Raw genomic sequence first — 13,794 nt, forward strand, 5'->3', positions numbered from 1 at the left:
ATACCTAGCATGTCAACCCCGAAGACGAACAAGCCACCCCCCCCCCTTCTCTCTGTCCCCGCTGCCACTGCTCCCACCCGCCCGCCCCCCCCCCCCCCCCGCAGCCGGTCCTTCCTCGTGCTGGTGATCGGTCTCGTCATGACCTGGCATTGATCCCCTCCTGAGGGCACAGCTCGACACCTACCTCAACGAAAAGCATTTCTACGGGCGGGACGTCATCGCGGAAGCACTCGCCGGGTTGGCCGGTATCGACGCCCTGGAACCCCTGGTCAGGGCCTCCGCCCGCGACCTGGGAGACGATCAGGACGGCTTCCAGTCCACCATCCTGGACCTGGTCCACGGGAACTTCGCAGACGCCGGCCCCGTGCTCGACTCCCTGCTGGACGACCCGGACGCCTCGGTTCGCAGAGTCGCCACCTGGCTTCGCGAGTATTTCGACGACCTGCACGGCCCGGCGGCCACTACCGGCGAGGGGCGCACCGCGCGGCTGGACAACCGGACGCCGCCGACGGTCGTCTGACGATCCAGGTCTCGACCGGCCGGCGCTCGTCACAGCCCAGGTTGGCGTTCACGAACATTCCCACGCCGGGCGCGGTACTCAAGGACCGATTGAACGACCATGATCGTCAATGCGGCCAGCAGCAACGCGGCACCGACCCACCGGCTCGGCGCGCGCCACGTGCTGGGCGTGACCTCCGTCAGGTTTCCCAGTCCCAGCAGAGCGTAGGAGCCCATGCAGGCTGCCCCTGCGGCCCACAGCCTGGGGTGATGCAGGGTCCGCCCGAACAGCCGAACCGTTGGCGCGCGCCACCCACGGAGAGCCACCGAGGCAGCACACCCGATGAGGGCAACAGTGACGCCGGCGAGCACGACGTCCGTGGCCGTTACGCTGGCCTCGTAGGTTGTCACATGCCTCACGGTAGTGGCACTCTCCAGCGCGGGTCTGCTCTACCGACGCCGCCGCGTCGTGAGGTCGTGCCGCAAGAGATCGAGAAAGTAGCGGCAAGCCTCCCGCTCTGTCTGGAAGGTTCGCAGGCCGCCCTTCGTCCCGCGTTCGGAGTAGTAGACCTCCCAACCCGCCGGGCCGTGGTCGAGCACGTAGCATTCGCCGGCGCCGAAGCCGCCGTACAGACGGTAGCTGGCTGGTTCGAAGCCCTCACGCGGAAGAATTTCCTCCAAGTCTGCGCGGGTCAGCTCGTCCATGAGCTCATCATGCCGTCCGAATCGACCCGCGCATCCCGCAGCACCAGCAGCCCGCTCACCGGCCGTTGAGGTCGGCCGGGCCGGCGGGTCTGCACCCTCGCCCTGACCGCCCCGAGGACATCGATCTGGTCGCCGTCGAGGTGGACCTGGGGGGTCCGGTGGGCGGAATGCGCGCGTGCGGGCACCGAGTCACTGAAGGCTGCTCGTGATGGGACGTACGATGAGGACGACCCGGAATTCGGCGTCCGGCGGCGGGCTGTCGTACGTCATCCCGTATCGCGCGGCGAGTCCGGTGAAGAACTCGCAGCCCTGGTCGGGCTCGATGCGATCCACCAGGCCGCGTACCTCCAGGTACCGGTATGGCTGGTCCGGGTCGTTCACCGACAGGGCAACCCGTGGGTCCCGCCGCACGTTGCGGTACTTGCGCCGGATCGTGGTGCTGGTGAACCGCAGGAATTCGCCGTCCCAGCGAAACCACATCGGATTGACCTGCGGCGAGCCGTCCGGCCGAATGGTCGCGAGGTGGCCGAAAAGCGGCCGTTTCAGCAGGTCGAGGTGGCTCTCAGGAATGATCGACACGTCAGTTTCGCCTTTCGGACAGAGCCGGTCGACAGGTCAACGATGCTGGGCCGGACGGCGTCGCTGCTCGGCGTCGGTCAACGCCGGCCGGACGTAGTCGACGTCTGCGGGATTGAGCGTCTCACCAGGTGCGACGATGCCGTCGATGCGGTCCAGCACGTCGTCGCCGAGCTGGAGGTCGGCGGCGCCCAGCTGATCGACGAGCTGTTCGATGGTGCGTGGCCCGAGGATGACCGAGGTGACGGCGGGATGCGTCGCCGCGAAGGCGAGTGCCAGCCGGGTCAGCGACGTTCCCGCCTGCGTGGCCACCTCCATCAGCTGTTCGACGGCGTCAAGTTTCCGGCGGTTGCCGGGCCGGTCGAGGTCGAACTTGTGGGCGACAACGCGGCGGAACTCGTTCATCTCGATCGGCCGACCGTGCCGGAGACGCCCGGTCAGCCAGCCACTGTTGAGGGGACTCCAGGTGAGCACACCGAGCCCGTACTTCTGCGCGGTGGGTAGGACGTCAGCCTCGATCCCACGGACGAAGACCGAGTACGGCGGCTGTTCGGTGTGGAAGCGGATGTGGTGCTGCCGTTCGGCCACCCACTGGGCCTCGACGAGCTGTTCGGCCGGGAAGCCCGACGTGCCGATCGCCATGATCTTCCCGGCACGTACGAGGTCGGACAGCACCGAGAGCGTTTCATCGATGTCAGTGAGCGGGTCGGGGCGGTGCACCTGGTAGAGGTCGATACGATCGGTGCCGAGCCGGCGCAGACTGTCCTCGACCGCGCGGGTGAGCCAACGCCGTGAGTTGCCCCGGTGGTTCGGGTCGCCGCGCCGGGGGAACTGGACCGGGAAGTGTCCCTTGGTGGCCAGGACGACCTGGTCGCGGCGACTGCGGAGTGCCTTGCCGACGATCTGTTCGGCTTCCCCGTTGGAGTACTGGTCGGCGGTGTCGATCAGGTTGATGCCGGCATCCAGCGCGGTGTGGATCAGCCGGACCGCATCCTCATGGTCACCGTTGCCCCACGCACCCAGGTGCAGGGTGCCAAGGGCGAACCTGCTCACCGATATGCCGGTGCGGCCGAGGATCCGGTGTCGCATCATGGCCGCGCCCCGCCCTGCTCCGAGGCGGCCAGCCCACAGTCGAGGCCGTTTTCGATCAGATGCCGGTAGTGCGCCGTCTTCGCGTCGAGCACGGCCAACTCCTCTTCGAGCATTGCTATCCGGGTGACGATCCGGTCCCGGTGCGCGGACAGCAGTTCCAGTCGCTCGGCATGGGTGGCCGTACCGGTGGTGACCAGCCGGCTGAACCGCCGCATCTCGCTGGTCGGCATCCCGGTGCGACGCAGCCGTACCAGGACCCGGAGCAGCCTGAGGTGCCAGGCGCCGTACCGCCGTCGCCCGTTCGGGTCCCGCTCCACCGGGGGGAGCAGCCCTTCTCGCTCGTACCAGCGCAACGTGTCCGGAGTCAGCCCGGTGGACAGGGCAACCTCGGCGATGCCCAGGTAGCCCTGCTCGGTGGTCGCCATCGCCGTCATGCCAGACACGTTATGAGCTGGAGTGCACTCAAACGCAAACCCTGTCTCGGCGGCTGACGCGGGTCGGTTTGCCGGCCGAGCGGCCACGCCGCGGGCAGGGTCGAAGATGTCCGGGGCGACACCGACTCGGACCGCGTTCCTGAGGCTGGTCGTTCGAGCCTGGTCGAAGACCTCTGTCCCGAACCGTGTCCCGTACCGAGGCTGGTTGCTGCGGGGCGCGACCGGCGTCCCGGACGGCCGAGGGGGGCGTCATGGCGGGGGCGTCGCGCAAGTCATGGTCATGGTGGTACGCCGTCGCGGTCCCGGTCGTCCTCGCGACGGCAGCCGCCGGCGCGCTGGGCGCGGCCCGGGGCCTGACGCCGCCGGGTGGCGAGCGTGGCCCGGCCGGGCCGCAACCGACAGCGACCGCGCCGGCCCGGTTCATGCCGGCCGCGTCCGCCCCGGCCACGGAGGTGGGGTACGCCGCCACGCAACTGCTGATCCGCGACTGCATGCGGCGCCGCGGGTTCAGCTACTGGCCGGTGCCCCGGCACCCGGTGCCCGAACTGCGTGAGTTCCCGTACGTCCTCGACGACCTGGCCTACGCCCGCCGATACGGCTACGGCGGAGTGCTGGACCGTCGGTTGGAGGCCGCCATAGCGGGCGATCCGAACGCCCGGTACGTCCAGGAGTTGCCGCCGGAGCGCGGTACGGCGGTCGTCCGCGCCCTCAACGGCGACCCGCGCGAGCCGGACGCCCTGCGGGCGGCACTGCCGGGCGGCGGCACGGTGCGCCGCAGCAGCCACAGCTGCACGTCCGAGGCGGAAGGCCAACTCTACGGCGACCTGCCCACCTGGTACCGAGCGGCCAAGACCACCGACAACCTCACCGGGCTACGCGTCGGCCGAGTGCTCGCCGACCCTCGCTACGCCGCCGGGGTGACGGTGTGGCGGCGTTGTATGCGGGCCGTCGGCTACGGATACGCCGACCCGGCCGCCGCCCGCGCGTCGGTGCCCGAACCGGCGTCCGACACCGTCCCGACCAGCGAGGTCCGGCTGGCGGTGGCCGAGGCGACCTGCTCCGCGGACAGCGGACTCGGCCGGCTTGCCCGCCGGCTCGACGCCGAGCACCAGCGCGCGGTCGAACGACAGTTCCGCGCCCAGGTGGCCGACCGGCTCCGCCTCGAAGCCGCCGCGCTGCCGCGTGCCCGTGCCGTGCTGGCCGCCGGTTGACGCCCCTGTGACTTCCGTGGCGGACCGCCACGGCAGATCCGATCGAAGGGAACACCATGAGAGCAGTACGGTCCATGCTGGCCATCCTGGTCGCGGCGGTTGCCGCACTGACCATCACCGCCACCGCCGCGCAGGCCGCGCCCAGGCCGGCGCCGCACACCGACTCGCACCGCGCCCTCGCGGCCAGCGGCTACCTGTACGTCAGCCAGGACGCCTACTGGGGAGGCCGGTGGTGTTGGTGGTACAACGCCGACAACAACTGGGACACCATCAGCACCGCCGAGAACGCCAACTGCGACAACAACAACCGGGCCAGCATGCGTAACCAGGCGTCCTCGGCGTGGAACGACTCCAACAGCGGCCACCCGGTTGCCCTCTACATCCACCCCGACTACTCCGGCGCGTACGCCTGCCTGGGCGCTGGCGACAGTTGGGACAACCTGACCGGAGTCTGGTTCAGCTGGGGCTCCAACCGGGACGGCTACATGAGCAACGCCAACGACAACATCGCCTCCCACCGGTGGCGGACGAGCTGCAGCGCTGGCTGAGTTGCCGTACCCAGGGGTGGCAGCCGAGGGGCTGCCACCCCGTCCGGGCGTTGGTCGTCGTCGTAACGCCGGTGGTGCGCCAACTGAGTTGTTTGGCGAAATGCTGCATTTGCTGGTCAGTGTCGAATTTGCGCCGATGTCGTCGATGAGACTGAGAACCACCGTCAATACCAAAACACTGTCTTCCATGGGGAGACTGCGAATACATCTCACGACCGGCGATCTCAGTCGTACTCGGTTGGCGGTTCAGCCAGATCCATTGTGGGAAATCGTCTGCAGTCTGCACCGCCTGCAGACCCGCGCCGGCTACGCCGGTTACGCCGACTGGCACCGGCAGGTGCGCCAGGACCTGCAACGCGCCGGCCTCGTGCCGGTGGTCCGCGAGCGGCTGCTGCCCGTCGCGCCCCGCCATCGGTACTTCCCGGACTTCCTGACGCCTGGCCCGGTCACCGACCTGGACGAGGGCATCGACAGGGTGCTCGGCACCCCCACCCGCCGGATCCGTACCGAAGTGGAGCAGATCAGCGTCCCGGCCAAAGGCTTCTGGCTGGGTGACCTGTCCGCCGGCCGGCTCGCAGCCCTGAACGGCCTCGGCGATGCGCTACGCGCCTATTTCCGGGTGGCCGTCGCCCCGTACCGGGCGCAGATCGGTGATGCCGTCTCCGGCGAGCGAGCTCTCCGCGGGGTGCGGATGCTCGACACCGGTGCCGGGGAGATCCTCGACGACCTGGGCCCGGACGTGCGCTGGGAGCCGCCGGTGCTGACCGTGCACGGTTACCCGTGTGACCAGGAGATGTACCTCGACGGCCGGGGGATCACGCTGATCCCGTCATACTTCTGCTGGCACTCACCGGTCGCGCTGGCCGATCCCGAACTGCCTCCGGTCCTGGTCTACCCGGCGCGTCGGCAGCGGCCGGACCCCACGATCCGGCCGGTGCCATCGGCCGATCCGGAACGTCGACTCGGCCCGCTGCTCGGTCACACCCGGCTGGCTGTCCTGCGCGCCACCGTCCGCGGGGCCACCACCGGCGAACTGGCCCGGCGTGCCGGCATCTCGCCGGCAACCACCAGTCACCACACCACGATCCTGCGCGAGGCTGGGCTCATCATCAGCCAGCGGCACGGCAACATCGTGCTGCACCGCCCCACCGCCATCGGCAGGGCGCTGCTCGACGGCGTACCGCCCCGCGCGGGCACTCCGCCGGGCCTAACCCGTGACATCTGGTGAATCCCGGGGCCATCAGTCCCCGGGGCCGCACCTGGCTGAGGCGAATCCGCCTCGGTTGGCGCGGCCGGCGCCACTGGCACGCCATGCCAACCAGGATCCAAAGACGATTGGAACGACAACGGCCCAGGTACGCGGATCGTGCCGCTGACCTGGGCCGGAACATGTGGAGCGGGCGACGGGAATCGAACCCGCACCGTCAGTTTGGAAGACTGAAGCTCTGCCATTGAGCTACGCCCGCGTGCGCGCCGGGATCCGAGGCGCGCCGATCAGCGTACCGGGTCACCGCCGGGCGGGCCCAACCGGCCCGCCAGCGCGTCGCGGTGGTCGGGGTGGCGGCCTCGGCACGCTGTCCAATGTCGGCGGAACAGGGGTATCAGCGTCACCCGGACACCCCTACGTCCCGGACATTGTGTTGATCATGGGCGGGGTTGGTCGTATGCCCGGCCATCTTCAGGGGCCGGCTCCCGGTCGGCCGAGCCGGGCGAGGCGGGCGAGTTGGGCGGCCGGTGACTGGGCCGTCGAGCCGGTCGGGCGGTCGGCCAACCGAGTCCGGCGCGGCTCCAACCTCCGGTGTCGCCGTCAAGAGATCGGTGGTCGCGCCGGGCATCGATCGAAGATCAACAGAGGGGCGTGGCCGGGGACACGGTCGGGACGTGCGGACCGGGCGCAACGTCTGTCGGTCCGACCGCATACACTTCTGATCGCCACGGGGTGTGGCGCAGCTTGGTAGCGCACTCGCTTTGGGAGCGAGGGGCCGTGGGTTCAAATCCCGCCACCCCGACTGTCGTCCGCGCCCGCGGAGTGGATGAAGTGGGTCACGGCATCCTCCTGGGCGGCGGTCGCCGCCGGGTCGAATCGGGGCCCGACTACACTCGATGGGCTGAACCGTGCCCAGCCAAGACCTTAAGACCCGTTTCAAGGAGTACGCCTGTGAAGAGCACCGTCGAGACTCTGAGCCCGACCCGCGTGCGGCTCGCCATCGAGGTGCCGTTCGTCGAGCTCGAGCCGAGCCTCAGGAAGGCGTACCGGGAGATCGGTCAGCAGGTGACCGTGCCGGGGTTCCGCCGTGGCAAGGTGCCGACCGCCGTGATCGACCAGCGGGTCGGCCGGGGCGCCGTCCTGAACGAGGCGGTGCAGGAGGCCATTCCGGAGAACATCCTGGCCGCCGTGCGGGAGCACGATCTGAAGACGCTGGGCCGGCCGGAGGTGGAGATCACCGAGTTCGCCGACCGCGAGCCGCTGAAGTTCACCGCGGAGGTGGACGTCCGCCCCGAGATCGCCCTGCCGGACCTGTCGGCCGTCGAGGTGACCGTCGACGAGCTCAAGATCGATGACACCGAGGTCGACGAGCAGGTGAACGGCCTGCGGGAGCGGTTCGCCACCCTCAAGACCGTCGAGCGGGCCGCCGCCGAGGGCGACTACGTGCAGCTCGACCTCGCGGCCACGGTCGACGGCCAGGAGGTTCCGGGCGGTTCGGCCACCAACATCTCGCACGAGGTGGGCAGCAAGCAGCTGCTGCCGGGTCTGGACGAGGTGCTGGTGGGCATGTCGGCCGGCGACACCAGGACGTTCACCACCCAGCTCGTGGGCGGCGACTTCGCCGGCCAGGACGCCGAGGTCGAGGTGACCGTGCGCACGGTCAAGGAGAAGGAGCTGCCCGAGCTGGACGACGAGTTCGCCGGCATGGCCAGCGAGTTCGACACCCTCGATGAGCTGCGGAACGACCTGCGGGAGCGGGTCACCCGGGGCAAGAAGGTCGAGCAGATCTACGCCGCCCGCGACAAGGCCCTGGAGCAGCTCGTGGCCGCCGCCGAGGTACCCGCCCCCGAGGGCGTGGTGAAGGAGGAGGTCGAGCACCGCAAGCAGGCCATGGTCGACCAGTTGGAGCGGATCGGCGCCTCGATGACGGAGTACCTCGCCGCCGAGGAGAAGACCGAGGAGCAGATCGACACCGAGCTGGCCGAGGCGGCCACCGAGGGCGTCAAGATCCAGCTCCTGCTGGACACCCTCGCCGACGCCGAGGACGTCCAGGTCACCGACGACGAGTTCGGACACGAGATCATGCACCGGGCGCAGCGTTCCGGCATGGCCCCGCAGCAGTACTACGACCAGCTTGTCCGGTCGGGCGCCGCGGCGGCCGTCTTCGGTGACGTGCGTCGGGGGAAGGCGCTGGCCACCGTGCTGGAGAAGGTGAAGATCACCGACACCGCCGGCAACCCGATCAGCCTCGACGCGCTGCGCGCCGAGGCCGGGGTGGACGCCGAGCACGACCACGCGCACTGAGCCGCATCCGGCGCTCGGCCGCCGCCCGCCCGCACCGGGCGTGGGGCGGCCGACGCCTTTCCGGGTACGCCTGGCGCAGCTGCGCTGATAGCGAACAGGTCCAATACCGGGGCGCTGTGGCCCCGGCGAACGGTTAGTGTCGGTTCTTGAGACGGTACGGAGAGCGAAGGGCTGCCATGACCGAAATGCACGTCCCAGCGATGCCCCTCCGGGCGGCCGACGCCCGTGGCGGGGAAGCCATTGGCAACCTTGACGACTCGGTTTACAACCGCCTGCTGAAGGAACGGATCGTCTTCCTCGGCAGTGAGGTGACCGACCAGGTCGCCAACCGCATCTGCGCGCAGCTGCTGCTGCTCGCCGCGGAGGATCCCGACCGTGACATCAACCTGTGGATCAACTCCCCGGGTGGCTCGGTCTACTCCGGCATGGCCATCTACGACACCATGCAGTTCATCGACAACGACGTGTCGACCGTGGCGATGGGCATGGCCGCGTCCATGGGCCAGCTGCTGCTCTGCGCCGGCACCCGGGGCAAGCGGTACGCGCTGCCGCACGCGCGGATCATGATGCACCAGCCGTCCGGCGGGGTCGGCGGCACCGCGGCGGACATCGCCATCCAGGCCGAGCAGATGCTCTACACCAAGCGGATGTTCCAGGATCGGGTGGCGCACCACACCGGCCAGACCCAGGAGCAGATCGAGGCCGACTCCGACCGGGACCGCTGGTTCACGGCGCAGGAGGCCCTCGACTACGGCTTCATCGACAAGGTGATCACCGGGGCCGCCCAGGTTCCGGCCGGCGCCGGGACCCTGAGCTGAGGAGCTTGACGATGAGTGACCTGACGCAGCCGCCGAGCTTCGCGCCGGTGCAGAACCGCTACATCCTGCCGTCGTTCGTCGAGCGCACCTCGTACGGCGTCAAGGAGTCCAACCCGTACAACAAGATGTTCGAGGACCGGATCATCTTCCTCGGCGTCCAGGTCGACGACGCGTCGGCCAACGACATCATGGCCCAGCTGCTCACGCTGGAGAGCACGGATCCGGACCGTGACATCACGATGTACATCAACTCGCCGGGTGGCTCGTTCACGGCGATGACCGCGATCTACGACACCATGCAGTACGTCCGGCCGGACATCGTGACGGTCTGCCTGGGCCAGGCGGCGAGCGCCGCCGCGGTGCTGCTCGGCGCCGGCACGCCGGGCAAGCGGATGGCCCTGCCGAGCTCGCGGATCATCATCCACCAGCCGGCCACCGAGGGTGGCTACGGGCAGGGCTCGGACATCGAGATCCAGGCTCGGGAGATCCTCCGGATGCGTACCCAGCTGGAGGAGATGATTGCCCGGCACTCCGGTCAGCAGGTCGACAAGGTCCGCAAGGACATCGACCGTGACAAGATCATGACGGCCGAGGAAGCCCGGGAGTACGGGATCATCGACACGGTCCTGTCCAGCCGCAAGAAGGGTCTGCTCGCGGCGAACGCGAACAGCTGACGACCCAGGTCCGGGGCCGGCCCGGCGGTATGCTGCCGGCCGACCCCGGACACGCCCCTTTTAGGGGTCGGAGAAACCTCCGCCAGGGGGTAACGTCGGGTCTGCACCGCTTCGCCGGCACCCCGGCACAGCGATCAGGATCGACAAGGCAGCACAACCGCAGGCCAGGGCGCGGCCTTGGCCGATGACGGCAGGGAGAACGTAGGTGGCACGGATCGGTGACGGCGGCGACCTACTGAAATGCTCCTTCTGCGGCAAGTCGCAGAAGCAGGTCAAGAAGCTCATCGCGGGCCCCGGGGTCTACATATGCGACGAGTGCATCGATCTCTGTAACGAGATCATCGAGGAGGAGCTCGCCGAGTCGGGCGAGGTCAAGTGGGAAGAGCTACCCAAGCCGATCGAGATCTGCCAGTTCCTCGACCAGTACGTGGTCGGCCAGGACCAGGCGAAGAAGGCACTCTCCGTAGCGGTCTACAACCACTACAAGCGGATCCAGGCCGACACGGCCGGCGGATCCTCCGGGGACGCCGTCGAGCTGGCCAAGTCCAACATCCTGTTGATCGGCCCCACCGGCTGCGGCAAGACCCACCTCGCCCAGACCCTGGCCCGGATGCTCAACGTGCCGTTCGCGATCGCCGACGCCACGGCGCTCACCGAGGCCGGCTACGTCGGCGAGGACGTTGAGAACATCCTGCTCAAGCTGATCCAGGCCGCCGACTACGACATCAAGCGCGCCGAGACCGGCATCATCTACATCGACGAGGTCGACAAGATCGCCCGCAAGTCGGAAAATCCGTCGATCACGCGGGACGTCTCCGGCGAGGGCGTCCAGCAGGCCCTGCTCAAGATCCTGGAGGGGACCGTCGCGAACGTCCCGCCCCAGGGCGGACGGAAGCACCCGCACCAGGAGTTCATCCAGATCGACACCACAAACGTGCTGTTCATCTGCGGTGGCGCGTTCGCCGGTCTCGACCGGATCATCGAGTCCCGGACCGGCCAGGGTGGCCTCGGCTTCGGTGCTCGGCTGCGAGCCGTCTCCGAGCGCTCGACGGATGACATCTTCGGTCAGGTCATGCCCGAGGACATGCTCAAGTTCGGGCTGATCCCCGAGTTCATCGGCCGCCTCCCGGTGATCACCAACGTGCGCAGCCTGGACCGGCGGGCCCTCGTGCAGATCCTCACCGAGCCCCGGAACGCACTCGTTCGGCAGTACCAGCGGCTCTTCGAGCTGGACGGCGTCGAGCTGGAGTTCGAGCAGCCGGCCTTGGAGGCCATCGCCGACCAGGCCATGCTGCGCGGCACCGGCGCCCGTGGTCTGCGGGCCATCCTCGAAGAGGTTCTGCTCTCCGTGATGTACGAGGTGCCCAGCAACCCGGACGCTGCCCGGGTGCTGATCACCCGCGAGGTCGTCCTGGAGAACGTGAACCCCACGATCGTGCCGCGGGAGTTCACCGGCCGGCGCCGTCGGGACCGCGAGGAGAAGTCAGCCTGATCGACTGAGCCGCCCGGAGGGTCGGGGAAACCTCACTCCTCCGGGTGGTCCGGCTCCGTGGAGCGGGCTCGGCAAGCCCAGCCCGCTCCGGGGGTCAGGCGGGTGGGACGGGTGGTGAGCCCGGCCCGCTCTGGGCGGTCAGGCTTGATCCCGACGCGGGCTGGGCTCGCCGAACCCGCTAGCGGTGTCGACTGGAATGGTTCGGTCGACCGTTGTTCTACAGGCCTCCGGTGGGGTCTCCGTCGATCGGCTTGAGGTGGGATCGGCTTGAGGTGGCTGGCGAAGTGAGCGACCCGTAGGGTTTGTCGCATGCGGGTTGCGGTGTGTCAGCTCAACGCCAGAGACGACCGGAAGGCCAATCTGACGGTGGCCGCCGAGCTGCTTGACCGGGCCGCGGCGGCCGGTGCCGACCTCGCGGTCCTCCCCGAGTACGTCGACCATCTGGGCCCGGCGACGACGGCGCCACAACCAGAACCGGTGGACGGAGAGTTCGCGGCGTTCTTCGCCGAGGCAGCGCGCCGACATGGTATGTGGGTACACGCCGGCTCGTTTCACGAATCCGGACCGGACCCGGAGCACACGTACAACACCTCCCTGGTCTTCGACCGCGCCGGCCAACTGGCCGGCAGCTACCGCAAGATCCACCTGTACGACGTGGAGATTCCGGGCCGGGTCTCCTACCTGGAATCCCGGACTGTGGCGCCGGGCGAGGAACCGGTGGTGCTGCCGGTCGACGGCGTACCGGTTGGCTTGTCCATCTGTTACGACCTGCGTTTCCCGGAGCTGTACCGCCGGCTGGTGGACCGCGGTGCCCGGATCCTGGTGGTGCCTGCGGCCTTCATGCTGCACACCGGCCGGGACCACTGGGAGGTGCTGTTGCGCGCCCGGGCGATCGAGAACCAGTGTTACGTGATCGCCGCGGGACAGATCGGTGATCACGATCCGGGGCGGACCTGCTTCGGCCGGAGCATGGTCATCGACCCCTGGGGCACCGTGCTCGCCCAGGCACCGGACACCGTCGGCGTGACCCTCGCGGATCTCGACCTGGACCGTCAGCACCAGATCCGTTCGGAACTGCCGAGCCTGGCCAACCGCCGCCTCTGAGACCTCTTGGGCTGCCGAGGCCGCCGAAGTTCATTCGGCTTCGGTGCGATTCCTGGGGGTTACTGGATCTGGTAGGCGACCTGGCTGGCCGCCCGGACGCGGCCGGAACGGCCAAGGTGGACCTGCGTCCGGGCCGCCGTCACGGGGATGCGCGACCGGCGGGCCGCCCAGGATGGCCAGGGGGTTGAGACCCCTGCTGGCTGCCTTGCAACCCGGGCAATGACAAGCCCGGTCAGTGACCCTGCAGGAGGATCCCGGTGAGGGCCAGGGCGAGGATGGCTCCGCCGGTCACCAGGAGTGCCGTCGACATCCGGGACGGGCCTCGGCGGGCCAGGCGGCGGACCGACAGGACCAGCACCACCAGGACCGCCACCGCGATGACCAGCTGCCAGAACGGTAGGACCAGCGCGAGTACACCGTCGTCGGATCGCGACGCGTGGGTGACCGGGGTGATCGCCATGGGCGCCACTCTTCCATGAAGCCCGGCTGCCGGCTGCCACGGAACCAGTCCGTTCCGGCCCGATGGTGGCCGCTGAGACGACGGTCACGTTCAGGGCCGCAGGAGCATGTCCAGTCGATTCTCGGGGCCGCTGTGAGCTGCGGAAACAGTCGTCGTGGCCGGTCTCGCGGCGGTACGGGCAGCGACGGACGCGGATTTGCACTTCGGTGGCCAGGGCGCGTAACTTTCTCTCTGCACGCGGAACACCGGACAAAACGGCCGGAACCGCGGGCCCTGAATCAAGACCACCTCGGTGGTTTCGAGGATGGGATGCGGGTGGTGCGAATCGACCGGGTAACCGGACTTGAGATCGCGAGGCCGACCGTGTAACGTGTACCAAGCCGGCAGGAGCCGGGCGGGTCAGTCGCGGGAGCGATGATCGGCCGGTCTGCTAGCTTCCTCCGACAGATGGCCACCGGGAAGCCGGTGAGCGTCAGCGCGGAGACCTTCGGGCGGTGCGATCGATGATCGCGGAGCCGACCGGACAAGACGGAACGCATAGCCCCAACGGGGCCGGCCTTGGCTGGTTTCTTGGTGTGTGGTTGTTCTTTGAGAACTCAACAGGGTGTTTGATAAGCCAGTGCCAATTTTTGCCTTCTGTGGCTGGTCTGACTGATGGTTTTGTGCTGTTG

Annotated in this window: 14 protein-coding genes and 2 tRNA genes; 10 read left to right on the forward strand and 6 right to left on the reverse strand. The window is 68.8% G+C overall.

The window, feature by feature from the left end; all coding sequences use genetic code 11:
• Positions 1 to 238 precede the first annotated feature (238 nt).
• Positions 239 to 520: a hypothetical protein gene (locus tag ACXN5W_RS29325; protein ID WP_473161628.1), complete on the forward strand. Its 282-nt coding sequence runs from the start codon at positions 239 to 241 to the stop codon at positions 518 to 520.
• A 428-nt stretch (positions 521 to 948) separates the two neighbouring features.
• Here ACXN5W_RS29325 and ACXN5W_RS29330 read toward each other — a convergent pair whose 3' ends face one another.
• The 4 genes from ACXN5W_RS29330 to ACXN5W_RS29345 all read right to left on the reverse strand — a co-directional run bounded on the left by ACXN5W_RS29330 (position 949) and on the right by ACXN5W_RS29345 (position 3,305).
• Complete coding sequence (locus ACXN5W_RS29330) at positions 949 to 1,203, reverse strand: hypothetical protein (protein WP_473161629.1); 255 nt, start codon at positions 1,201 to 1,203, stop codon at positions 949 to 951.
• Between the two features lie 189 nt (positions 1,204 to 1,392).
• Entirely contained in the window at positions 1,393 to 1,782 is a 390-nt protein-coding gene (locus tag ACXN5W_RS29335; RefSeq protein WP_473161630.1) for a PPOX class F420-dependent oxidoreductase, read from the reverse strand.
• A gap of 36 nt (positions 1,783 to 1,818) precedes the next feature.
• A complete protein-coding gene (locus tag ACXN5W_RS29340; RefSeq protein ID WP_473161631.1) occupies positions 1,819 to 2,868 on the reverse strand; it encodes an aldo/keto reductase in 1,050 nt (349 codons plus the stop codon).
• Positions 2,868 to 3,305 (reverse strand): MerR family transcriptional regulator, encoded by a 438-nt coding sequence (locus ACXN5W_RS29345; RefSeq protein WP_473161632.1) that lies wholly within the window; start codon positions 3,303 to 3,305, stop codon positions 2,868 to 2,870. The genes ACXN5W_RS29340 and ACXN5W_RS29345 overlap by 1 nt, the downstream gene beginning before the upstream one ends.
• Before the next feature lie 251 nt (positions 3,306 to 3,556).
• Between ACXN5W_RS29345 and ACXN5W_RS29350 the strand changes: the two genes are divergently transcribed.
• The 3 genes from ACXN5W_RS29350 (at position 3,557) to ACXN5W_RS29360 (ending at position 6,292) form a co-directional block, all read left to right on the forward strand.
• Entirely contained in the window at positions 3,557 to 4,516 is a 960-nt protein-coding gene (locus ACXN5W_RS29350; RefSeq protein WP_473161633.1) for a hypothetical protein, read from the forward strand.
• Between the two features lie 56 nt (positions 4,517 to 4,572).
• Positions 4,573 to 5,064, forward strand: a complete 492-nt coding sequence (locus tag ACXN5W_RS29355; protein ID WP_473161634.1) for a hypothetical protein — start codon at positions 4,573 to 4,575, stop codon at positions 5,062 to 5,064.
• A 259-nt stretch (positions 5,065 to 5,323) separates the two neighbouring features.
• Complete coding sequence (locus tag ACXN5W_RS29360) at positions 5,324 to 6,292, forward strand: ArsR/SmtB family transcription factor (RefSeq protein WP_473161635.1); 969 nt, start codon at positions 5,324 to 5,326, stop codon at positions 6,290 to 6,292.
• Positions 6,293 to 6,456: 164 nt separating this feature from the next.
• Here ACXN5W_RS29360 and ACXN5W_RS29365 read toward each other — a convergent pair.
• Positions 6,457 to 6,530 (reverse strand) — tRNA-Gly (locus ACXN5W_RS29365).
• A gap of 469 nt (positions 6,531 to 6,999) precedes the next feature.
• On the opposite strand from ACXN5W_RS29365, the gene ACXN5W_RS29370 reads away from it, so the two are divergent.
• The 6 genes from ACXN5W_RS29370 to ACXN5W_RS29395 all read left to right on the forward strand — a co-directional run bounded on the left by ACXN5W_RS29370 (position 7,000) and on the right by ACXN5W_RS29395 (position 12,663).
• Positions 7,000 to 7,073, forward strand: a tRNA-Pro gene (locus ACXN5W_RS29370).
• 149 nt (positions 7,074 to 7,222) lie between these two features.
• On the forward strand, positions 7,223 to 8,575 hold the full coding sequence (tig, locus tag ACXN5W_RS29375) for a trigger factor (protein WP_473161636.1): 1,353 nt from the start codon (positions 7,223 to 7,225) through the stop codon (positions 8,573 to 8,575).
• 176 nt (positions 8,576 to 8,751) lie between these two features.
• Entirely contained in the window at positions 8,752 to 9,393 is a 642-nt protein-coding gene (locus ACXN5W_RS29380) for an ATP-dependent Clp protease proteolytic subunit (protein ID WP_473161637.1), read from the forward strand.
• 11 nt (positions 9,394 to 9,404) lie between these two features.
• Positions 9,405 to 10,067 carry an ATP-dependent Clp protease proteolytic subunit gene (locus ACXN5W_RS29385; RefSeq protein WP_473161638.1) on the forward strand — a complete coding sequence of 221 codons (663 nt, stop codon included), beginning with the start codon at positions 9,405 to 9,407 and terminating at the stop codon, positions 10,065 to 10,067.
• A 205-nt stretch (positions 10,068 to 10,272) separates the two neighbouring features.
• On the forward strand, positions 10,273 to 11,559 hold the full coding sequence (gene clpX / locus ACXN5W_RS29390; protein WP_473161639.1) for an ATP-dependent Clp protease ATP-binding subunit ClpX: 1,287 nt from the start codon (positions 10,273 to 10,275) through the stop codon (positions 11,557 to 11,559).
• 309 nt (positions 11,560 to 11,868) lie between these two features.
• Positions 11,869 to 12,663 carry a carbon-nitrogen hydrolase family protein gene (locus ACXN5W_RS29395; RefSeq protein ID WP_473161640.1) on the forward strand — a complete coding sequence of 265 codons (795 nt, stop codon included), beginning with the start codon at positions 11,869 to 11,871 and terminating at the stop codon, positions 12,661 to 12,663.
• Between the two features lie 232 nt (positions 12,664 to 12,895).
• Here the strand turns inward: ACXN5W_RS29395 and ACXN5W_RS29400 are convergent, their stop codons facing one another.
• A complete protein-coding gene (locus ACXN5W_RS29400; protein ID WP_473161641.1) occupies positions 12,896 to 13,132 on the reverse strand; it encodes a hypothetical protein in 237 nt (78 codons plus the stop codon).
• Between the last annotated feature and the right edge of the window lie 662 nt (positions 13,133 to 13,794).

Source organism: Plantactinospora sp. A48 (genome assembly GCF_055793945.1).